Genomic DNA, 20,222 nt, shown 5'->3' on the forward strand with positions numbered 1-20,222 from the left:
GTCCCCGATCCCTTCGATACGTCAGGAGCACATGTCAACGCACGAGTACGACCAGGAACTCCGATCCGAGCGGCAGTATGTCGACGGGCTCTACGCGCGCCTCGACACCGAACGCGCCCGGGTGCGGGGCCGTTACCGCACCGCCTTGCGGGACAAGAGCGGTTCGCCGATGGAGCGCGAGTTCGAGGTTCGCGCACTGGCCAAGGAGGCGAAGCGGCTTGATATCGCCGACAACGGGCTGTGCTTCGGCCGGCTCGACGCCGTCTCCGGCGAGCACTCCTACATCGGCCGGATCGGCCTGTTCGACGAGGCGAACGATTTCGAGCCACTGCTGCTCGACTGGCGGGCGCCGGCCGCGCGACCGTTCTATGTCGCCACCGCGGCGAACCCGGAGCACATGCGCAGACGCCGCCAGTTCCACTCCAGGGGCAGGCACCTCGTCGGCTTCACCGACGAAGTACTGGGCAGGCCCGACACCGAGGACCGGGGCGACGCGGCCCTGCTGGCGGCCGTCGACGCGCCGCGCGGGCCGGGGATGCGGGACATCGTCGCCACGATCCAGGCCGAGCAGGACGAGATCATCCGGCTCGAGCACCCCGGCGTCCTGGTGATCGAGGGTGGTCCCGGCACCGGCAAGACGGTGGTGGCGCTGCACCGGGTGGCGTATCTGCTCTACACCCAGCGCGAACGGATGGAACGTCAGGGCGTGCTGGTCGTCGGGCCCAATCCGGCGTTCCTGCAACACATCTCGCAGGTACTGCCGTCGCTGGGCGAGACGAACGTGGTGTTCACGACCACCGGCGGGCTGCTGCCCGGACTGCGCGTCACCGCCGAGGACTCCCCCGAGGCCGCCCGGCACAAGGGGTCGACGGCGATCCTGGCGGTGCTCGCGGCGGCGATCGCGGACCGGCAGCGGCTGCCCGCGGAGCCGATCCTGATCGAGCTGGCCGACGTGACCGTCCGGATCGATGCGGCGATCACGGAGTGGGCCAGGGACGAGGCGCGCGCCGGCGGACGGCCGCACAACGAGGCCCGCGCCACCTTCCTCGAGGTACTCACCTGGGCGCTCACCGAGCGGGCGATCGGGCGGATCGGTGCGGGCTGGCTGAGCCGGTCCGACAAGCAGACCTGGGAACAGATCCGCGCCGATCTGCGCGCCGAACTGGCCGGCACCCCCACGTTCACCGCCGCCGTCGACGAACTGTGGCCGATCCTGACGCCGGAAACCCTGCTGTCCCAGCTGTATTCCTCGCCGCAACGGTTGCGCGCGGCCGGCGCGGACGCCGCGCTGGCACGCGCGGACGGCACGGCGTGGACGGTCTCGGACGTGCCGTTGCTCGACGAACTCGTCGACCTGCTCGGCCCGGACCAGCCGATCGACCGGACCGCCGAGAAGGAGGCGAAGGAACAGGCCGCCTACGCCACGGCGGTGCTGGAGAACATGGTCGACCGCGCGGACATGATGGACGACGAGGACCACCTCTTCGCCCAGGACATGCTCTTCGGCGAGGACCTGGCCGAACGTTTCCTCGAACGCGACACCAGGGAACTCGCCGAACGCGCCGCCGCGGACCGGGACTGGACCTACCGTCACATCGTGGTCGACGAGGCGCAAGAGCTCTCGGCGATGGACTGGCGGGTGCTCATGCGCCGCTGCCCCGGCAAGTCGTTCACCATCGTGGGCGATCTGGCCCAGCGTCGCTCCGCCGCGGGCGCCACCTCGTGGAAGACCATGCTCGACCCGTACGTCCCGGACCGCTGGGTGTACCGGCCGCTGTCGGTGAACTACCGCACCCCGGCCGAGATCATGGCGGTCGCGGCGGCGGTACTGGGCGACTTCGCGCCCGAGATCCGGCCACCGGAATCGGTGCGCGCCTGCGGTGTCGCACCGTGGTCGCGCAAGGTCACTGCCGACGAATTACCCTCGGCCATCGAGGAATTCGTGCGCACGGAGGCTGATCGGGAAGGCACCAGCGTGGTGATCGGACCGCCGGGTGTCCCGGGAACGATTCCCGCCTCGGCCACGAAGGGCCTCGAATACGACGCGGTCCTGCTCGTCGACCCGGAGCGGATCATCACCGACGGCCCACGCGGCGCGGCCGAACTCTACGTCGCGCTGACCCGTGCCACCCAGCGCCTCGGCGTCCTGCACGAGGGCCCGCTGCCGCCGGTCCTGCACGGCCTCACCGAGATCGGCCCGGCCACCGGACTCCGCCCGTAACGGTGCGGCTGGGCCGTATCGGTGGTCAGGCCAGCGGGCCGGTCACCGATTCCGCGGCGGACACCAGCGCGCCCGACGCTGCCAGCTCGACGGCCGCCTCGATTTCGGGGGCGAGGTGGCGGTCGGGGCCGGGGCCGGGGACCCGGGTGCGCAGGGCGGCGACCACGGCGGCGGTGGCGGGGGCCGGGGTGAGTGGGGCGCGCAGATCCAGGCCGCGGGCCGCGGTCAGTGCCTCGATGGCCAGGACGCGGGTGAGGCCGTCGAGGCTGCGGCGGAGTTTGCGCGCGGCCGACCAGCCCATCGAGACGTGGTCCTCCTGCATGGCCGAGGACGGGATCGAGTCGGCGGAGGCGGGCGCGGCGAGGCGTTTGAGTTCGGAGACGAGCGCGGCCTGGGTGTATTGGGCGATCATGTGACCGCTGTCGACGCCGGGGTCGTCGGCCAGGAACGGCGGCAGGCCGTGGTTGCGGGCCTTGTCCAGGAAGCGGTCGGTGCGGCGTTCACTCATGCTCGCCAGATCGGCGGCCACGATGGCCAGGAAGTCCAGCACATAGGCGAGCGGGGCGCCGTGGAAGTTGCCGTTGGATTCGACGCGGCCGTCCAGGGTGACCACGGGATTGTCCACGGCACTGGCCAATTCGTAGCCGGCGACCCGCTCGGCGTGGGCGAGGGTGTCGCGGGCGCCGCCGGCGACCTGGGGTGCGCAGCGCAGCGAGTACGCGTCCTGCACGACGGTGCAGTCGGGGGTGGCGTGGCTGGCGACGATGGCCGAATCGGCCAGCAGCCGGGACATATTGGCGGCGGCGACCGTCTGGCCGGGCTGCGGGCGCAGCGCCTGCAGATCGGCGGCGAAAACCTTGTCGGTGCCGAGCAGGCCCTCCACGCTCATGGCGGCGGTGACATCGGCCAGCCGGAGCAGATCGCGCAGGTCGCGACACGCCAGCACCAGCATGCCGAGCATGCCGTCGGTGCCGTTGATCAGCGCGAGACCCTCCTTCTCCGCCAGCTCGACCGGCGCGATGCCGGCCGCGGCCAGTGCGTCGGCCGCGGGCAGCAGGGTGCCGTCGGCGTCGCGCACGGTGCCCTCGCCCATGACCGCGAGCGCCACGTGCGCCAGCGGCGCGAGATCACCGGAGCAGCCGAGGCTGCCGTATTCGTAGACGACCGGGGTGATCCCGGCGTTCAGCAGCGCCGCGTAGGTCTCGGCGACGACGGGCCGCACCCCGGTCCGGCCGGTGGCCAGCGTGGACAGGCGCAGCAGCATGAGCGCGCGGACCACCTCCCGCTCGACCTCGGCGCCGGAGCCCGCCGCGTGCGAACGCACCAGGCTGCGCTGCAACTGGGTGCGCAGTTCCGGTGGGATGTGGCGCACGGCGAGCGCGCCGAATCCGGTCGAGACCCCGTACACCGGTTTCGGGTCGGCGGCCAGTGCCTCGATCCGCGCCCGGCTCACGCCGATCACACGCAACGCCTCCGCCGCGAGCCGCACGCCGGCGCCCGCGCGGGCCACCCGCACCACCTCCTCGGGCGTGACCGGCCCGGTACCGACGACGACCGCCGCACCGGCGTTCCCCGCTGCGATGCTCACCATGGTTCTCCCATCAGAAATAAGGTCGCGAAGGTGGCGGGCCGTGAGTCCCCCGCGTCAGCACAGCGGCAGGCTTGTTCACAAGCAACCTCCCGGATTCGACGAGGAGCGGAGGCTATACAGGCATATACATACCGGAAGTGACTCGGCGCACACACCCGCAGCCAGGAGGAACGCCCGTGCCCACCACCGTGCTGAGCAATATCGGCACCCTCGTGACCAACGATCCCACGCTCGGCGACGGCCCGCTCGGTCTGCGTCGGCGGGCCGCGATCGCCTTCACCGACGGCCGGGTGAGCTGGGTCGGTGACAGTGCCACGGCCCCCGCCGCCGATATCGGCATCGACCTCGGCGGGCGGGCGGTGCTGCCGGGATTCGTGGAATCGCACGCGCATCTGGTGTTCGCCGGCGACCGGGCCGAGGAGTTCGCCGCCCGGATGGCCGGGCGCCCCTACGGCGCGGGCGGTATCCGCACGACCATCGCGGCCACGCGCGCCGCGAGCGACGACGAGCTCGACGCGAATCTGCGCCGCCTGCTCGCGGAGTCGGTGCGTGCCGGCAGCACCACGGTCGAATGCAAGAGCGGTTACGGGCAGTCGGTGGCCGAGGAGTTGCGCAGCGTACGGATCGCGGGCCGCCACACCGACGAGGTGACCCTGCTGGCCGCGCACGTGCCGCCGCCGGAGTACGCCCGGCGCGCCGACGACTACGTGGCGATGGTGTGCGCGGACATGATCCCGCGGTGCGCGCCGCACGCGCGCTGGATCGATGTGTTCTGCGAGCAGGGCGCCTTCGACCGGGACCAGGCGCACGCGGTGCTGTCGGCCGGGATCGCGCACGGCCTGGTGCCCCGCGTGCACGGCAACCAGCTGCACCAGGGCCCCGGCGTACAGCTGGCCGTGGAGCTGGGCGCGGCGTCGGTCGATCACGTCGTGCACGTGACCGGCGCCGATATCGACGCCCTCGCCGGCGGCGACACCGTCGCCACCCTGCTGCCCGGCGCCGACTTCTGTACCCGCAACGCCTACCCGGACGCGCGGAAACTCCTGGATGCCGGTGTCACGGTGGCGCTGGGCGCGGACTGCAATCCGGGCACCAGCTACACCACGAGCCTGCCGTTCTGTATCGCCCTGGCGGTGCGCGAGCTGCGCATGACCCCCGATGAAGCCGTCTGGTCGGCGACCGCGGGCGGCGCGAAAGCCTTGCGCCGCACCGATATCGGGGTACTGACCCCGGGCGCGCGCGCCGACGCGATCGCTCTGGACGCTCCCTCGCATCTGCATCTGGCCTACCGGCCCGGTGTCCCGTTGATCAGCCGGGTGTGGCGTGGCGGCGTACTCGTGGTGGGAAAGTGAGTCCGCGATGACTGCCTGGACCGGCCGCGTAGACGGTGCCACCGCCGATCATCTGCGCTGGCATCAGGCCGTCGCGCCGTACACACCGGGCCGCGACCCGGGAGCGTGCGTGTTCGTCGGCTTCGCCAGTGACGAAGGGGTGCGCCGCAACAAGGGCCGTCCCGGCGCGGCCGCAGGACCTGACGCACTGCGGCGCGCGCTGGCGCCGATGGCCCTGGCCACTCCCCTGCGCGCCTACGACGCCGGCACCGTCACGGTGACCGACGGGCGACTCGAAGACGGACAGCGCAGGCTCGGCGCGACGGTGTCGGCGCTGCTGGACGCCGGCGCCTTCCCGGTGGTCCTCGGCGGCGGCCACGAAGTCGCCTTCGGTACCTATCTGGGCGTCGCGGGCTCGGCGCGCCGGACCACGGGCACCACGATCGGCATCCTCAATCTGGACGCGCACTTCGATCTGCGCCCCGATCCGGTCGCCAGTTCCGGCACCCCGTTCCGGCAGATCCTCGAATCCGACGCCGACGTGCGCTACGCCGTGATCGGGATCAGCCAGCCCAGCAACACCACGGTCCTGTTCGACACCGCCGACCGGCTCGATGTGCGCTACCTGCTCGACGACGACTGCGCACCCGAACGGGCCGCCGCCTTCGTCACCGAATTCCTGGCCGGGATCGACCTGCTGTATCTCACCATCGACCTCGATGTGCTGCCCGCCGCCGTCGCCCCGGGGGTGAGCGCCCCGGCGGCATTCGGTGTCGCACTGCCCACCGTCCAGGCGATCTGCGATCAGGTCACCGCCAGTGGCGTGCTGGCGGTCGCCGAGATCGCCGAGCTCAACCCGGAACTCGATATCGACGCCCGCACCGCCCGCACCGCGGCCCGGCTGATCCACCGCCTGGTCACCGGGCATGTGCGCGCCGGCTGATCAGAAGTAGCGAACCCACACATAGATCCAGGCGATGACGCTGCTGAGCAAGGTGACCAGCATGCCGTACTTGGTGAACTGCCAGAAGGTGATCTTCTGCCCGGCGCGGGCCGCGATCCCCAGCGCCACCACATTGGCGCTGGCCGCCACCGCGGTGCCGTTGCCGCCGAAGTCGGCGCCGAGGGCGAAGGCCCACCACAGCGACTGACCGGTGGCCGGGTCGGGAGCGCCGGCCACGAGGTCCTCGACGACCGGCGCCATGGTCGCGGTGTAGGGGATGTTGTCGACGAACGCGCCCAGGACAGCCGAACCGAAGACCAGCGCGGTCGCGGCGGCGAAGAAGTTGTCGCCGACGATCCCGGTGGCGGTGTTGCCGATGGCCGCGATCACCCCGGTGTGCACCAGGCCGGCCACCATCACGAACAGGCCCATGAAGAACACCAGCGTCGGCCACTCCACCTCGTGCAGGATGTCGCCGAGATCCAGCCGCGACACCAGCACCATCACCCCGGCGCCCACCAGCGCGATCACCGACGGCTCGACGTGCACGACGCTGTGCAGGCAGAACCCGATCACCACCCCGGCCAGCACGATCAGCGAACGGACCAGCAGCTTCGGATCCCGGATCGCACGCCGCTCCTGCAGCGCCATCACCGCCTCCACCGACCCCGGGTCACCGCGCAGCGCGGAGCGGAACAGCACTTTGGTCAGCGCGACGAACAGCACGAAGGTGATCACCACGATCGGTGTCATGTGGATCAGGAAGTCGTTGAAGGTCAGGCCCGCCCGGCTGGCGATGATGATGTTGGGCGGATCGCCGATCAGCGTGGCCGCGCCACCGATATTGGCGGCCAGCACCTCGGCGATGATGAACGGCTGTGCGGCGATACCGAGCCGGCGGCACACCACCAGCGTCACCGGCGCCACCAGCATGATGATGGTGACATTGTCCAGGAACGGCGAGGCGACCGCGGTGATGAGCATGAGCATCACCATCAGGCGGTACGGATTGCCCCGCGACCGCTTGGCCGACCAGATCGCCAGATAGTCGAACAGGCCGGTCTGCTTGACGACCCCGACGATGATCATCATCCCGAGCAGCAGGAAGATGACATTCCAGTCGATGCCCTCGTGCGGGGAGAAGAACACCTCGTCGCCGGGGATCAAACCCAGCACGGCCATCAGGCCCGAGGCGATCAGGACGGTCTTGACCTTGTCGGCTTTCTCCGTGGCGATGAAGAAGAAGGCCACCACGAAGATCAGCACGGCGAGGGCTGCGGCCATCGCCGACAGCCTCAGTCGCCGGGGCCGACGACGGCCAGGCTCGTCAGCAGCCGTTCCAGGGTGATCGCGCCGCGCAGCACACGCGAACGGTCGACCACGGCGATGAGCGGACTGTGCTTGCGCGCCATCAGGATCGCGATCTCGAGCAGAGTCGCGTCGGGGGTGACGGTGGCCGGTGTGGCGGCGCCGTCGGGCAGGCAGTCACCGACGGTCAGGCTGCCGGGTTCCTGCCAGAACAGGTCGGCGTGCACCTCGTCGATGGTGCGGACCAGGCTCGGGTCGTCCTGATAGGAGGCCGGGATCGCCAGGCGCAGCACCTGGGTTCCGGGCAGCACCGCGACCGGGCGGTCCGCCTCGTCGACGACGATCAGCCCGGGCAGCCGGTTGACCACCATCAACCGCACCGCCCGCGCGACCGGATCGCTGGTACGGACGGTCGGCAGGTTCATCGCGATATCGCGTGCGCGCATGGCGTGGCTCCGGGGGGATTCGACTGTGCTCAACGGTGGGCTCGCTTCCCGGTCAGGTGGTCGAGCCGCTGTTCCACGCGGGCCAGCCGGTCACCGAGCGGGCTGCTGTGCATCAGCTCGGCGACCTGGTCTGCCTCGTCGGGCTCCAGGACGATGTCGACCGCGGGTTCGTCGCTGTCTTCGAGGTAGGCGAGCAGGCGGCGGTCGCCGGCCGACTCGGTCAGCAGGGCGAATCGGGTGCCGCGGCGGGTGCGGAAGCTGTGCAGCACGCCCGCTCCTGGGATCGTCGTCCGGTCGATATCCATCCCCAGCGGTCCTTCCTGGCACGGTCGATTGCCTGTGCATCGAGTCTGTGCCGGGCCGGTCGGAGCCACCATCGGCCGTGACACCCATCTCCGCGGCCGGTCGGTACCGGGATCGGCGGGTTCGATGGGTGTCGCACCCCATGGACAGATCAGTGGAGCGCCAGCATGCTGGTGGCATGAACCGTCTCGCAGCGCTGCGAGCAGGACGTGAGCAGCGAATCAGAACCCCGGTGACGGCGCTGTTCTGGCGGATCTGCCTGCTCAACGGCGTGATCTTCACCCTGGGCACGCTGGTGCTCGCGCTCTCCCCGGCCACCGTCTCGGCCCGGTTGCGGCTGACCGAGGTGCCGGTGCTGGTCATCGGGCTCGCGGTGATCCTGACCGCCAACGCCGTCGCGCTGCGCACCAGCCTGGCGCCGCTCGACGAGCTGGTCGCCTCGATGCGCCGGGTCGATCCGCCGCGGCGCGCGGTCCGGGTCGACCGGCCCGCCAGCGGTGATTTCCACCAGCTGATCGAAACCTTCAACGCGATGCTCGACCGGCTCGAATCGGAGCGCTCGGTCGCCGGCGGCACCGCACTGGCCGCCCAGGAGGGCGAGCGCAGGCGCATCGCCCGCGAACTGCACGACGAGATCGGCCAGAGCCTGACGGTGGCGCTGCTGCGGCTCAAACGGGTCGTCGACCGGGCGCCCACCGGGCTGCGCGAGGAGGTCGAGGCCGCGCAGGAGACGGTGCGCGGCTGCCTCGACGAGGTCCGCGGGATCGCCGCGCGGCTGCGGCCCGACGTGCTCGAAGACCTCGGCCTGCCCAGCGCGATCACCGCGCTGTGTCACGAATTCACCCGCTCGGCGGGCATTTCCGTGCGCCGCGAGGTCGACCCGGCGCTGAGCCGACTCGATCCCGACATCGAACTCGTCTGCTACCGGGTGGCGCAGGAGAGCCTGACCAATGTGGCGCGCCACGCCGGCGCCGACGAGGTGACCCTGGTGATCGAACCGCGACCCGGCAGCGTGCTCCTGCAGGTGACCGACAACGGACGCGGCGGCGCGGTGGAGGACGGCGCGGGCATCCGCGGCATGCGCGAGCGCGCCGTGCTGATCGACGCGACCCTGACCATCACCTCCCCCGCCGCGGGCGGCACCTCGGTGGAGCTGGTCATCCCGGTCGCGGCCCGGCGCGAGGAGGTTCCGGCGTGAACTCCCCCACCCGCATCCTGCTCGCCGACGATCACGCGCTGGTGCGCAGCGGGCTGCGGATGATCCTGGACAACGAGCCGGACCTGCTCGTCGTCGCCGAGGCGGCCAACGGGCTCGACGCGGTCACCGCGCTCGCCGACGACAGCATCGACCTGGTGATCCTCGATATCGCCATGCCCCGGATGACCGGCATCCAGGCCGCCCGCGAGATCACCAGGACCAACCACGCGGTCCGCGTCCTGATGCTGTCGATGTACGACAACGAGCAGTATTTCTTCGAGTCACTGAAGGCGGGCGCGTCCGGATACGTGCTCAAGTCGGTGGCCGACCGCGATCTCATCGAGGCCTGCCGGGCGACGATGCGCGGGGAGTCGTTCCTCTACCCGGGTGCGATCACCGCGCTGGTGCGCGACTACCTCCAGCTGGCCCGGCAGGGCTCGGCGCTGCCGGAGACGATCCTGACCCCGCGCGAGGAGGAGGTGCTCAAGCTGATCGCCGAGGGGTACTCGGCGCGCGAGATCGCCGCCGAGCTGGTGATCAGCGTCAAGACCGTCGACCGGCACCGGGCCAACATCCTGCAGAAACTGGGTTTACGTGACCGGCTCGACCTGACCAGATACGCCATCCGCGCCGGGTTGATCGAGCCGTGAACACGACCGGGACCCCCGCGGCGCGACGCCGCGGGGGTGGGGTCTCATTCCGAGACCGGATCCACCTGGACGGCCTGCTTGCGGCCGACGATCAGGCGCATGACCGGCTCGACGACGCGCGCGCCGATCGGACCGATGATCGCCATCAGCAGCACATAGGTGGTGGCCAGCGCGGCGAACCCGTCGGGCACCGCACCCGCGGCCACCGCCAGACCCGCGATGACGATCGAGAACTCGCCACGGGCCACCAACGCGGTACCCGCGCGAGCCCGGCCCAGTTGCGAGGCGCCCGCGCGTTTGGCTGCCCACCAGCCGGTCGCGATCTTGGTCGCGGTGGTGACCACGGCCAGCAGGATCGCCCAGCCGAGCACCGGCGGAATGCTCGCCGGGTCGGTGCTCAGGCCGAACAGCACGAAGAACATCGCCGCGAACAGGTCGCGCAATGGTTCGAGGATCTTGGTCGCGTCGTGGGCGGTGGAATCGGAGATCGCGATGCCGAGCAGGAACGCCCCGACCGCCGCCGACACCTGCACCGCCGAGGCGATACCGGCTACCAGCAGCGCCGAGCCGAGCAGTTTGAGCAGGAAGATCTCGCGGTCCTCGCTGGCCACGATCGCCGAGACGTATTTGCCGTAGCGCAACGCGACCACGAGCACCAACGTCACCGCGACCAGCGCGATCCCCACGGTGGTCAGCCCGGCCACGAATCCGACACCGGCCAGCACCGCGGTGAGCACCGGCAGGTAGACCGCCATCGCCAGGTCCTCGAACACCAGGATCGACAGGATCGTCGGGGTCTCCCGGTTACCGAGGCGGCCCAGGTCGTTGAGCACCTTGGCGACGATGCCGGAGGACGAGATATAGGTGACACCGGCCATGGCGATCGCGCCGGTCGGCCCGAGGCCGAGCATGAGCGCGACGATCACGCCGGGTGTCGCGTTGAGGACCAGGTCGAGCAGACCCGCGACCCAGGATTTGCGCATACCGGTGACCAGTTCACCGGCGGTGTATTCGAGCCCGAGCAGCAACAGCAGCAGGACCACGCCGATCTCGCTGGCGAGATGGATGAAGTCCTCCACCTCGTGCAGCTCGATGAGGCCGCCGGTGCCGAAGACCAGGCCACCGAGAAGATAGAGCGGAATGGGTGAGAGGCCGATGCGTGCCGCGATGCGGCCGAGCACACCCAATCCGAAGAACACTGCCCCCAGCTGGATCAATGCCAGCGTTGTTCCGGTCATCTGCACGGGCTCAGCCGCCGGAGAGGATCGAAGCGGCGGCGTCGAGCCCGGCATTGGTCCCCACGACCACGACCACGTCGCCGCCGACGAACCCGAATTCCGGTCCCGGCGAGGCGAGTACCTGCCCCGCGCGCAGGACCGCGACGATCGAAGCACGGGTCCTGGTCCGCATCTCGGTGTCGCCCAGGCGTTTGCCGGCGAACGGGGAGTTCGGCGGGATCGGCAGCGACCGGGTGCTCACTCCGTCGAGTTCGCGATGCTCTTCGCGCAGTTGCGCGACCAGCTGCGGTGCGCCGAGCAGGCTGGCCAGCGTGCGGGCCTCGGCATCGGACAGCGGGATCTGTACGGTCGTGTCGGAGTCACCGATCTTGGTGAAGATCAGGTCTGTTCCGCCGTCCCGATGGTCGACGATGCCGATCCGGCGGTCGACCTTCGTGAGCGAAAATTCTTTCCGGACACCGATTCCCGGCAGGGAAGTCACATCTACATTCATAGGATCACCTAACTTCAGCTAGGCAATACCTTACCTTCTCTTTACTATCGATGCGCCCGGTCAGCCCTGGTCGAGCAACCGCGCAGCAGCGTCGAGGCCCTCGTCGGTGCCGACGACCACGACGAGATCACCGGCGACGAAGGTGAAATCGGTTCCCGGCGAGGGAGTTACCTCACCCGCCCGGACGACCGCGACAACCGAAGCCTTCGTCCGGGTGCGCATCTCGGTGTCGCGCAACGGCCTGCCGTCGTACGGACTGCCCCGATCGATGGCGAACTGCCTGGTGGACAGCTCGGCCACGCCGGGCACGTCGCGGGTCTTCTGGACCACTTGGGGCGCGCCGAGCAGGCCGGCCAGCACGCCGATCTCGGTGACCGACAACGGAATCGAGGTGGTGGTGTCGAAATCGCCCGGACGCGAGACCACCAGATCGACCGAACCGTCGCGGTGCTCGATCACGCCGATCCGCCGACGAGCCTCCGCCAGCGGAAAGTCCTTACATACGCCGATCCCCGGTAGAGGCGTCACATCGATGTTCACGCCCACACAGTACGACGGCACCCCCTCGCCCGGGACCCCACCCCGGCTACCCGAACCGGCCGCCCGGAACACCCACCGCACGCACGGTTAGGGTTGTCGGCTGCCGGACCGGCCGGCACCTCAGCGGAAACGGAGTTCGACATGGGCGCCTCGCCTTCCTGGTGGGACGGACCAGTCCTCACCGCACTGCGCAGCCCACGCCGGTTACGGACCGAAGTGCTCGGCGGACTCGTCGTCGCGCTGGCGCTGATCCCGGAAGCGATCTCGTTCTCGATCATCGCCGGGGTCGATCCCCGCGTCGGGCTGTTCGCCTCCTTCACCATGGCCGTGACGATCGCGTTCACCGGCGGGCGGCCCGCGATGATCTCGGCCGCCACCGGCGCGGTGGCCCTGGTGATCGCACCGGTCGCCCGCGAACACGGGATCGACTATCTGGTCGCGACGGTGCTGCTGGCCGGGGTGTTCCAGATCGCGTTGAGTGTGGCCGGGGTGGCCCGGCTGATGCGGTTCATTCCGCGCAGTGTGATGGTCGGGTTCGTCAACGCGCTGGCGATCCTGATCTTCCTCGCCCAGTTGCCGCATCTGATCGGGGTGGGATGGCTGGTGTATCCGATGGTGGCGGTCGCGCTGGCGGTGCTGGTGCTGCTGCCGAAACTGACCACCGCGGTCCCCGCGCCACTGGTGGTCATCGTCGGGTTGACCGCGGTGACGATGGCGTTCTCGCTGGACGTGCCGAATGTCGGCGACGAGGGCGCGCTACCGGAGAGCCTGCCCACCCTCGGACTGCCCGCGGTGCCGTGGAACCTCGAGACGCTGCGCGTGATCGCGCCCTTCGCGCTGGCGATGGCGCTGGTCGGCCTGCTCGAATCGCTGATGACCGCCAAGCTCGTCGACGACATCACCGACACCCACTCCGACAAGACCCGCGAGGGCTGGGGTCAGGGCGTCGCCAATGTGGTGACCGGGTTCTTCGGCGGGATGGGCGGGTGCGCGATGATCGGCCAGACCATGATCAACGTCAAGGTCTCCGGCGCGCGCACCCGCATCTCGACGCTGCTGGCCGGGGTGTTCTTGCTCGCGCTCGTCGTCGGCTTGGGCGGGCTGGTCGCGCAGATCCCGATGGCGGCACTCGTCGCCGTCATGGTGATGGTGGCGGTCGGGACGGTGGACTGGCATTCGCTCGCACCGAAGACCTTGCGGCACATGCCGATCGCGGAGACCACGGTGATGCTGGTGACGGTGGGCGTCACGGTCGCCACACACAACCTGGCCTATGGCGTCGTCGTCGGTGTGCTGGTCGCGATGGTGGCCTTCGCCCACCGGGTCGCGCACTTCACCGAGGTGGTGCCGGTGCGCGCCGAGGACGACGTGCGGGTCTACCAGGTGCGGGGCGAGCTGTTCTTCGCCTCGAGCAACGATCTGGTCTACCAGTTCGACTACGTCGGTGACCCCGAACACGTCGTGCTCGATCTGTCCTCGAGTCATATCTGGGACGCCTCCACCGTCGCCGCGCTCGACGCGATCGTCACCAAATACGCCGGCAAGGGCAAACGCGTGGAGATCATCGGACTCAACGACGCCTCCGAGGCCCGCCGCGCGCTCCTGTCGGAGCATTCCGGCCCGCGGTGAGCCGGCATCGGCTTGCGTATTCGGGCGAACTTGTGTGTTGTGGGGTTGTGACCAACTCTTCCGGAGACGCGTATCCACTCACGGACACGATGACCACCACGACGGCGGTACACGACGGCGTCACCGTCCTCACGGTGACCGGTGAGGTCGATCTGGCGACCGCCCCCGCGCTGGACGCCACCATCGACGCCATCCTGGCGGAGAAACCGGCGGCCCTGGTGATCGACCTGACCGCGGTCGGGTTCCTGGCCTCGGCGGGGATGGCGACGCTGGTCGCCGCCCATCAGCGCGCCGGCGACACCACCGCGATCGCGGTCGTCGCCGACGGGCCGGCCACCAGCCGTCAGCTGAAGATGACCAGCCTGGATCAGGTGTTCGCGATGCACACCACCCTGGCGGCCGCACTGGCCTCCTTCTCGTCCTGACCGGCGAGGACCCGAGCCACGACGCCGCGCCGCCGACCGGAGCAGTTCCGGCGGCGGCGCGTCGTCGTCGCGCGCTGTCTCAGCAGAGGCCGCGCAGCTGCTCGATCAGCTTGACCCGGCCCGCCGCGTTCTCGGCCAGCGGCGTGACATTGAGGGTGGTGACACCGGCCTCGGCCATCGCGGCGACGCGCTCCTTGACGAAGCTCTCGGTGCCGATCAGCGACACGTCGCGGACCAGCTCGTCGGGCACCGCCTGCGCGGCGGCCTGCTTGTCCCCGGCCAGGTACAGCTCCTGGATGCGGTCGGCGGCCGCACCGTAGCCGTACTTGGTGGCCAGCGTGTGATAGAAGTTCTTGCCCTTGGCGCCCATGCCGCCGATGTAGAGGGCCAGGTGCGGCTTGACGAATTCCAGCAGCGGCGTGACGTTCTCGCCGATCGCCAGCGGCGGACCGGCGAAGATCTCCAGCTCGCCCAGCGCCGGATCACGCTTGGCCTTGCCCGCGGCGAGCGCGTCGCCCCACACGTCCTGCGCCTTCTCCGGCAGGAAGAAGATCGGCTGCCAGCCTTCGGCGAGTTCGGCGGCCAGCTCCACGTTCTTGGGCCCCAGTGCGGCGAGCAGCACCGGAATGTTCTCGCGCACCGGATGATTGATCAGCTTGAGCTCTTTACCCAGACCGGTGCCGCGCTCGGCGGGCAGCGGGATCTGGTAGTACTTGCCCTGGTAGTTCAGCTTCTCGCGACGCCAGACCTTGCGGCAGATCTCCACCAGTTCGCGGGTGCGCCCGATCGGGGCGTCGTAGGGCACGCCGTGGAAGCCCTCGATCACCTGTGGCCCGGAGGCGCCGATGCCGAGGATGAACCGGCCGTCGGAGACGAAGTCCAGGCCGGCCGCGGTCATCGCGGTCAGGCTGGGGGTGCGGGTGTAGAGCTGCAGGATCCCCGAGGCCAGCTGCACCCGTTCGGTGCGGGCGGCCAGGAAGCCCAGGGCGCTGACCGCGTCGAACGAGTACGCCTCGGGCACGAAGACGATGTCGAGTCCGGCGCGTTCCAGGTCGGCGACCTCGGCCGCCACCTCCTTGAAACCGCCCGAATAGTTGATGCTCAATCCGATGCGCATGACACCCAACATAGCCCCGGCCACGGCACCGTCCCCGACCGGTCGGTCTGTCGGTACACCCGCTGGTCGCGCGGGGTTACCGGCCGGGCACCCGGTAGCGTTGGGGGCGAATACCCCTCGCAGTTCTCGCCGCATCGAAAGGTCACCCCGTCGTGTCGCAGCCCACCGTATCGCCGCAGCAGATCGCCCCCTCCTTCGGTTCGGTGACCCTCGAGCAGTATCTGTCGCAGCTGGCCGCGAAGGTGCCCGCACCCGGCGGTGGCGCGGTGGCCGCGCTGCACGCCGCCCAGGCCGCCGCGCTGGTGGCGATGGTGGCGCGCTACACCACCCGGGCCAAGGACGCCGAGCACAAGCCGGTCGTCGACCGGATCATCGAGGCCGCCGACGCCGCCCTCGGGCGCGCGCTGGCGCTGGCCGACGCCGACGCCGCCGCGTTCACCGCGGTCGGCGCCGCCTACAAGCTGCCCAAGGACACCGACGCCGAGATCGCCGCCCGCACCGCCGCGATCAACGCCGCGCTGGTGGAGGCGGCCCGGGTGCCGGCCGCGGTGGTCGACGAGGCCGACGAGATCCTGTCGCTGGCAGCCGAACTGCTCCCGATCGGCAACCCGAACGTGGTCACCGACATCGGTGCCGCCGCCGACGCCGCCCGCGCCGCGGCGATGAGCTCGCAGCTCAATATCGAGATCAATGTCGGTTCGCTGCCCGCCGAACTCGGCGACCCGTTCGCCGCCGCGCTGCTGCGCGTGGACACCGTCGCCGCGCGCGCCGACGCCCTGCACGGCGACGTCCTGCACGCCGTGCGCGGCTGACCCCCACCGCGCCGAACACGAACTGGGAACGATATTTCGATTCCCTCACCTGGGCGAACACAAGACGACACACCGATGGGCCGGTCGGCCGTTATCACTTCGATAGGTCGAGTTGATCATGGCCGCCTAGACTTGGTGTCCGCCTACGAGTGAGTGAAGGGGTGGCGTCTATGAGGAGCGCACTTCGTTTCCTGTTCGTCGCGACCATGGCGGCAGTACTCGCCGCGTTCTGGTCCGGTGCCGCCTCCGCGGCGCAGATCGCCGACTCCCCGACCGCGCGACTCACCGGAATCTTCCCGGCGAACGGGCAGGTCGTCGGGGTCGCCGCGCCGGTGACCTTCACCTTCGCGGCCCCGGTCGCCGATCGGGCCGGCGCCGAACGCGCCGCCTCGGTCCGCGCCGCCGACGCCCTGCCCGGCACCTTCGCCTGGCTCGACGACACCCACCTGCAGTGGACGCCCACCGGCACTTTGCCTGCGAGCGCGCCGATTTCGGCCGGATTCGGTGATCAGCGCACCGAATTCCAGACCAACGGTGGCGTGTACGCCGAGGCGAACCTGTCGGCGCACACCTTCACCGTCAGCATCGGCGGCCAGGTGGTCCGCACGATGCCTGCGTCGATGGGCAAGCCGGGCTTCGAGACACCGACGGGCACCTTCTCCGTGCTGGAGAAGTTCCGTTCGCTGGTGTTCGATTCGCGCACCATCGGCATCCCGCTGGACTCCCCCGAGGGCTACATCATCGACGGTGAATGGGCCGTGCGGCTCACCTGGGGTGGGGTGTTCGTGCACTCCGCGCCGTGGTCGGTGGACTCCCAGGGCAACGCCAATGTCAGCCACGGCTGCATCAATCTCGCCCCCGACGACGCCGCCTGGTACTACGAGAACGTCGGCATCGGCGATCAGGTCTACATCCACTGGTGAACTGATCCCTCGTGGCATTCGGCGATCCCACCGTCAGCGCAGTATCGTGCCCGTAACGAAATCGTTGCGAGACAGACCTGACGGCGACAGCCTGATGAAGGTGGGGCGATGGATCGACCGGATGCACACAGACCGATCGGGGCTCGGCAGCACGACCCGGGGTCGGCGCACCGAACCGGTCGCGACCGCGGCGCACCGCGCCCGCGGCGGCTGACCGAGTCGGCCGAGCCGTCGCCGGCCGGGCCCCGTCATCGCGTCGAGGGCGGTCCGACCACGCCCGCCGGGATCCCGGTCATCCCGGTCGCCGCGATCGTCACCGAGGACAGTTTCCCCACCGACCGCCTGCCGGTCGTCGGCGGCCGGTTCGATCCCGTTGCGCGCCATGCCCTGCCGGATACGGCGTTCGCGATCGAGGAGCCTGACAACGGCCCCGACACCGACGAACTGCCGATCATCACCCCGGACACCCGCGCCCCCGAGACCATCGGTCACCGGGCGCCGTGGGAGCCCCCTGCGCCCGGCCCGGACACCGAATCCGCCCGGCCCGCACCGGACTACAACGGTGACGACGAGGTCTTCGCCCGGATGATCGACCGCTCCCGCAGGCGCAGTGTGCCGCGCTGGGTCGCCCCGCTGGCCGCCTCGGTCGCCGGCGCCGCGCTGATCGGTGGCGGCTATCTCCAATTCCGCGGTCCCGCACCGGCATCCACGGCCGCGAGCAGCCCCATCGAGACCCCGGCGGTGACGACCGCGGCGGGCTCCTGCCCCGCCGAGCAGGTCGGCAACCAGATCCAGGGCAACGGCCCCGGTGGCACCGACAGCGGCGTCTCGGCGATTCTGGCCTTCCAGCACGCGTACTACGTGGCGCGTTCGGGCGATCAGGCGCGCACGCTGGTGGCCGCGAATGCCGCGCTGCCCTCGGGCGCCGACATCCAGGCCGGTATCGACACCATCCCGGCCGGGACCACCCACTGCCTGGCGATCGTGCCGGGCAGCGAGGACGGCCAGTACCTGGTCACCATCACCGAGTACCGGCCCGACGAGGTGCCGATCCGCTACAACCCGCAGCTGGTCGGGACCGCCGTGGTCGGCGGCAAGACGCTGATCACCTCGATCGGGCCGGTCCGCTAGACCCGGTCGAGGTGCGAAAAACGGTCAGCCGCGGGCTTTTTCGGCGGCAACGACCACATGGCGCATGAGCAGCGCGGTGGTCACCGGGCCGACACCGCCGGGCACCGGGCTCAGCGCGGCGGCCTTGCCGAGCACCGAGGCGGCGTCGACGTCACCGACGATGCCGCCGTCGGGGGCCTCGTTGGTGCCCACGTCGACCACGACCGCGCCCTCGCCGATGTGCTTGCCGGTAACCAGCCCGATCCGGCCCGCGGCGGCGACCACGATATCGGCGGGGGTGGTGACCGCGGCCAGGTCGGCGGTGCGCGAATGCGCCACAGTGACCGTCGCGTTCTCGGCCAGCAGCAGATGCGCCAGCGGCTTGCCGACGATATTGGAGCGGCCGACCACGGTCACGAGCCTGCCCTCGAGGGCGATGCCGTGATGCTTGAGCAGTTCGACCACGGCCTCGGAGGTCGCGGGCACGAAACCGTCCAGGCCGGAGGCCAGCAGGCCCAGTGACAGCGGGCTGACCCCGTCGACGTCCTTGCCCGCGGCGATGGCCGAGCTCACGTCGTCGAGCGCGACACCGGCGGGCAGCGGGGTCTGCAGCATGATCGCGTCGGTGGCCGGGTCGGCGCTGCGCGCGGTCAGTTCGGCACGGATCTGCTCGGCGCTCGCCGTGGCGCCGAGATCGATGCGCTCGCAGGCGATACCGAGCCGTCCGGCGGCCTTGCGCAGGGAGTTCACGTACCAGGCGCTGGCCGGGTCGTCGTTGGCGACGATCAGCGCCAGCGTCGGGGCGGTGCCCGCGGTGGTGAGCGCGGCGGCGCGCACCGACGTGTCGGCATTGATGGCGGCGGCGAGTTCCTTGCCGGTCAGCGAAGCGGTATCCACGGTGGGTCAGCTTATCCGCCGCGCGGCCCGCGCCGAAACCGCCGGGCCGCGCCACGCGGCACGGCCGGGGTTCCCCGGTGCCCGGCGCGGCCGGTCGTAGGGTGTGCCCAGCTCTGCCCTCAGCTCCGCCAGCACGTACCGAACCGTTCGCCGGAAGGGTGTCGACTGTTGTGAAGATCTCCAGGCATTGGAAGCACGTGGCCGCCGCGCTCGCCGTGGCCGCGACCCTCACCACCGCCGGGGTCGGCCCGGCCACCGCCGAAGGCGAGGTGACCGCGCTGTACAACTCGGCGCAGCAGCACTTCCTCGACGGTGACGACGCCGCGGGCCGCGCCGATCTGCGCGCGCTCATCGCCGCCGACCCGCACGACGCGGAAGCGCTTGCCCTGCAAGCCATCTGGTCGCACTATGCGGGTGATCCGGCGGCGGTCGGCGAGGCGCTGGGCCGGCTCGGCGCGGTCGACGCCGCGATGGCGGCCGGGACGAACCGGGTGCTGCACGCGGTCACCGCGGCCGTGTCCACCCTGCCCAATCCGCTGCCCGCGCTGGTCGGTCCGCAGACCGGGATCGTGGTACTCGGCTACGGCCTGCTGCCCGACGGCGCGCTGCGTCCCGAATTGGAGAACCGGCTGACCGCGGCCTGGTTGCAGGCGATCGCCGCGCCGTTCTCCCCCGTGATCGTCACCGGCGGCAACCCGCAGAACGGGATCTCCGAGGCCGAGGCCATGCGGCGCTGGCTGATCGGGCGCGGCCTGCCCGCCGATCGCATCCATGTGGAGGAACGAGCCGGGTCGACGGTGCAGAACGCGCTGTTCAGCACGCAGTTGCTGCGTGATCTCGGTGCGACCAGTGCTGTGGTGGTGACCTCGCCGAACCACATCCGCCGCGCGGTGGCCGATTTCATCGTGGCGGGCACGCATGTCGTCGGGGCGATGACCTCGCTCGACGAGCTGGTCTCGCAGTTGCCGCCGCCCGCGCGCAGCGCGCAGCGCGGGATCTACCTGGACGCGACCCGCACCTTCCAGCTCGACAGTTCGCGCTGAGGCG

General features: G+C 70.3%; 20 protein-coding genes. 11 read left to right on the top strand and 9 right to left on the bottom strand.

The window, feature by feature from the left end:
* Window positions 1–16 precede the first annotated feature (16 nt).
* Window positions 17–2,221 (top strand): RNA polymerase recycling motor ATPase HelR, encoded by a 2,205-nt coding sequence (helR, locus tag ACFXK0_RS09870; RefSeq protein ID WP_379409822.1) that lies wholly within the window; start codon window positions 17–19, stop codon window positions 2,219–2,221.
* Window positions 2,222–2,246: 25 nt separating this feature from the next.
* On the opposite strand, the gene hutH is transcribed toward helR, so the two are convergent.
* Entirely contained in the window at window positions 2,247–3,812 is a 1,566-nt protein-coding gene (hutH, locus tag ACFXK0_RS09875) for a histidine ammonia-lyase (RefSeq protein ID WP_379409625.1), read from the bottom strand.
* A 176-nt stretch (window positions 3,813–3,988) separates the two neighbouring features.
* Between hutH and hutI the strand changes: the two genes are divergently transcribed.
* A complete protein-coding gene (gene hutI, locus ACFXK0_RS09880; protein ID WP_379409627.1) occupies window positions 3,989–5,164 on the top strand; it encodes an imidazolonepropionase in 1,176 nt (391 codons plus the stop codon).
* 7 nt (window positions 5,165–5,171) lie between these two features.
* Window positions 5,172–6,086: a formimidoylglutamase gene (hutG, locus tag ACFXK0_RS09885; RefSeq protein WP_379409628.1), complete on the top strand. Its 915-nt coding sequence runs from the start codon at window positions 5,172–5,174 to the stop codon at window positions 6,084–6,086.
* On the opposite strand, the gene ACFXK0_RS09890 is transcribed toward hutG, so the two are convergent.
* From ACFXK0_RS09890 to ACFXK0_RS09900, 3 genes are read right to left on the bottom strand one after another with little or no spacing between them, the layout of a single operon-like run.
* Window positions 6,087–7,370, bottom strand: coding sequence for an SLC13 family permease (locus ACFXK0_RS09890; RefSeq protein ID WP_379409630.1), 1,284 nt, complete (start codon window positions 7,368–7,370; stop codon window positions 6,087–6,089).
* An 11-nt stretch (window positions 7,371–7,381) separates the two neighbouring features.
* A complete protein-coding gene (locus ACFXK0_RS09895; RefSeq protein ID WP_379409631.1) occupies window positions 7,382–7,840 on the bottom strand; it encodes a CBS domain-containing protein in 459 nt (152 codons plus the stop codon).
* 29 nt (window positions 7,841–7,869) lie between these two features.
* Window positions 7,870–8,145: a hypothetical protein gene (locus ACFXK0_RS09900; RefSeq protein WP_379409632.1), complete on the bottom strand. Its 276-nt coding sequence runs from the start codon at window positions 8,143–8,145 to the stop codon at window positions 7,870–7,872.
* A 176-nt stretch (window positions 8,146–8,321) separates the two neighbouring features.
* On the opposite strand from ACFXK0_RS09900, the gene ACFXK0_RS09905 reads away from it, so the two are divergent.
* Together ACFXK0_RS09905 and ACFXK0_RS09910 are read left to right on the top strand one after the other, a co-directional pair.
* The gene (locus tag ACFXK0_RS09905; RefSeq protein WP_379409634.1) at window positions 8,322–9,341 is read left to right on the top strand and encodes a histidine kinase; all 1,020 of its coding nucleotides are present in this window, start codon (window positions 8,322–8,324) and stop codon (window positions 9,339–9,341) included.
* Entirely contained in the window at window positions 9,338–9,991 is a 654-nt protein-coding gene (locus ACFXK0_RS09910; RefSeq protein WP_379409635.1) for a response regulator, read from the top strand. The genes ACFXK0_RS09905 and ACFXK0_RS09910 overlap by 4 nt, the downstream gene beginning before the upstream one ends.
* A 44-nt stretch (window positions 9,992–10,035) precedes the next feature.
* On the opposite strand, the gene ACFXK0_RS09915 is transcribed toward ACFXK0_RS09910, so the two are convergent.
* Genes ACFXK0_RS09915 through ACFXK0_RS09925 form a run of 3 tightly spaced genes read right to left on the bottom strand, consistent with a single transcriptional unit; the run spans window position 10,036 to window position 12,262 of the window.
* Complete coding sequence (locus tag ACFXK0_RS09915; protein WP_379409637.1) at window positions 10,036–11,229, bottom strand: cation:proton antiporter; 1,194 nt, start codon at window positions 11,227–11,229, stop codon at window positions 10,036–10,038.
* Between the two features lie 10 nt (window positions 11,230–11,239).
* Window positions 11,240–11,722: a cation:proton antiporter regulatory subunit gene (locus ACFXK0_RS09920; protein ID WP_379409638.1), complete on the bottom strand. Its 483-nt coding sequence runs from the start codon at window positions 11,720–11,722 to the stop codon at window positions 11,240–11,242.
* Between the two features lie 60 nt (window positions 11,723–11,782).
* A complete protein-coding gene (locus tag ACFXK0_RS09925) occupies window positions 11,783–12,262 on the bottom strand; it encodes a cation:proton antiporter regulatory subunit (protein ID WP_379409639.1) in 480 nt (159 codons plus the stop codon).
* A gap of 141 nt (window positions 12,263–12,403) precedes the next feature.
* Between ACFXK0_RS09925 and ACFXK0_RS09930 the strand changes: the two genes are divergently transcribed.
* Both ACFXK0_RS09930 and ACFXK0_RS09935 read left to right on the top strand, forming a co-directional pair.
* Window positions 12,404–13,891 (top strand): SulP family inorganic anion transporter, encoded by a 1,488-nt coding sequence (locus ACFXK0_RS09930; RefSeq protein ID WP_379409641.1) that lies wholly within the window; start codon window positions 12,404–12,406, stop codon window positions 13,889–13,891.
* Between the two features lie 89 nt (window positions 13,892–13,980).
* On the top strand, window positions 13,981–14,316 hold the full coding sequence (locus ACFXK0_RS09935; RefSeq protein ID WP_379409642.1) for an STAS domain-containing protein: 336 nt from the start codon (window positions 13,981–13,983) through the stop codon (window positions 14,314–14,316).
* Window positions 14,317–14,395: 79 nt separating this feature from the next.
* On the opposite strand, the gene ACFXK0_RS09940 is transcribed toward ACFXK0_RS09935, so the two are convergent.
* Complete coding sequence (locus ACFXK0_RS09940; protein ID WP_379409643.1) at window positions 14,396–15,433, bottom strand: LLM class F420-dependent oxidoreductase; 1,038 nt, start codon at window positions 15,431–15,433, stop codon at window positions 14,396–14,398.
* A gap of 152 nt (window positions 15,434–15,585) precedes the next feature.
* On the opposite strand from ACFXK0_RS09940, the gene ACFXK0_RS09945 reads away from it, so the two are divergent.
* The 3 genes from ACFXK0_RS09945 to ACFXK0_RS09955 all read left to right on the top strand — a co-directional run bounded on the left by ACFXK0_RS09945 (window position 15,586) and on the right by ACFXK0_RS09955 (window position 18,299).
* Window positions 15,586–16,245, top strand: a complete 660-nt coding sequence (locus ACFXK0_RS09945) for a cyclodeaminase/cyclohydrolase family protein (RefSeq protein ID WP_379409645.1) — start codon at window positions 15,586–15,588, stop codon at window positions 16,243–16,245.
* A gap of 170 nt (window positions 16,246–16,415) precedes the next feature.
* Complete coding sequence (locus ACFXK0_RS09950) at window positions 16,416–17,168, top strand: L,D-transpeptidase family protein (protein WP_379409646.1); 753 nt, start codon at window positions 16,416–16,418, stop codon at window positions 17,166–17,168.
* Window positions 17,169–17,276: 108 nt separating this feature from the next.
* Window positions 17,277–18,299: a hypothetical protein gene (locus tag ACFXK0_RS09955; RefSeq protein WP_379409648.1), complete on the top strand. Its 1,023-nt coding sequence runs from the start codon at window positions 17,277–17,279 to the stop codon at window positions 18,297–18,299.
* A gap of 24 nt (window positions 18,300–18,323) precedes the next feature.
* Here ACFXK0_RS09955 and ACFXK0_RS09960 read toward each other — a convergent pair whose 3' ends face one another.
* A complete protein-coding gene (locus tag ACFXK0_RS09960; RefSeq protein WP_379409649.1) occupies window positions 18,324–19,175 on the bottom strand; it encodes a bifunctional 5,10-methylenetetrahydrofolate dehydrogenase/5,10-methenyltetrahydrofolate cyclohydrolase in 852 nt (283 codons plus the stop codon).
* Window positions 19,176–19,345: 170 nt separating this feature from the next.
* Between ACFXK0_RS09960 and ACFXK0_RS09965 the strand changes: the two genes are divergently transcribed.
* Window positions 19,346–20,218, top strand: a complete 873-nt coding sequence (locus ACFXK0_RS09965) for a YdcF family protein (protein WP_379409650.1) — start codon at window positions 19,346–19,348, stop codon at window positions 20,216–20,218.
* Window positions 20,219–20,222: the final 4 nt, after the last annotated feature.

Source organism: Nocardia sp. NPDC059177 (assembly GCF_042755165.1).
Taxonomy (GTDB): domain Bacteria; phylum Actinomycetota; class Actinomycetes; order Mycobacteriales; family Mycobacteriaceae; genus Nocardia.

Bases quoted from the DNA above. Each gene is read 5' to 3' on its own strand.
- hutH (WP_379409625.1), bottom strand. From the start codon at position 3,812: ATGGTGAGCATCGCAGCGGGGAACGCCGGTGCGGCGGTCGTCGTCGGT.
- hutG (WP_379409628.1), top strand. From the start codon at position 5,172: ATGACTGCCTGGACCGGCCGCGTAGACGGTGCCACCGCCGATCATCTG.
- ACFXK0_RS09890 (WP_379409630.1), bottom strand. From the start codon at position 7,370: ATGGCCGCAGCCCTCGCCGTGCTGATCTTCGTGGTGGCCTTCTTCTTC.
- ACFXK0_RS09895 (WP_379409631.1), bottom strand. From the start codon at position 7,840: ATGCGCGCACGCGATATCGCGATGAACCTGCCGACCGTCCGTACCAGC.
- ACFXK0_RS09900 (WP_379409632.1), bottom strand. From the start codon at position 8,145: ATGGATATCGACCGGACGACGATCCCAGGAGCGGGCGTGCTGCACAGC.
- ACFXK0_RS09905 (WP_379409634.1), top strand. From the start codon at position 8,322: ATGAACCGTCTCGCAGCGCTGCGAGCAGGACGTGAGCAGCGAATCAGA.
- ACFXK0_RS09915 (WP_379409637.1), bottom strand. From the start codon at position 11,229: ATGACCGGAACAACGCTGGCATTGATCCAGCTGGGGGCAGTGTTCTTC.
- ACFXK0_RS09920 (WP_379409638.1), bottom strand. From the start codon at position 11,722: ATGAATGTAGATGTGACTTCCCTGCCGGGAATCGGTGTCCGGAAAGAA.
- ACFXK0_RS09930 (WP_379409641.1), top strand. From the start codon at position 12,404: ATGGGCGCCTCGCCTTCCTGGTGGGACGGACCAGTCCTCACCGCACTG.
- ACFXK0_RS09935 (WP_379409642.1), top strand. From the start codon at position 13,981: ATGACCACCACGACGGCGGTACACGACGGCGTCACCGTCCTCACGGTG.
- ACFXK0_RS09940 (WP_379409643.1), bottom strand. From the start codon at position 15,433: ATGCGCATCGGATTGAGCATCAACTATTCGGGCGGTTTCAAGGAGGTG.
- ACFXK0_RS09950 (WP_379409646.1), top strand. From the start codon at position 16,416: ATGAGGAGCGCACTTCGTTTCCTGTTCGTCGCGACCATGGCGGCAGTA.
- ACFXK0_RS09955 (WP_379409648.1), top strand. From the start codon at position 17,277: ATGGATCGACCGGATGCACACAGACCGATCGGGGCTCGGCAGCACGAC.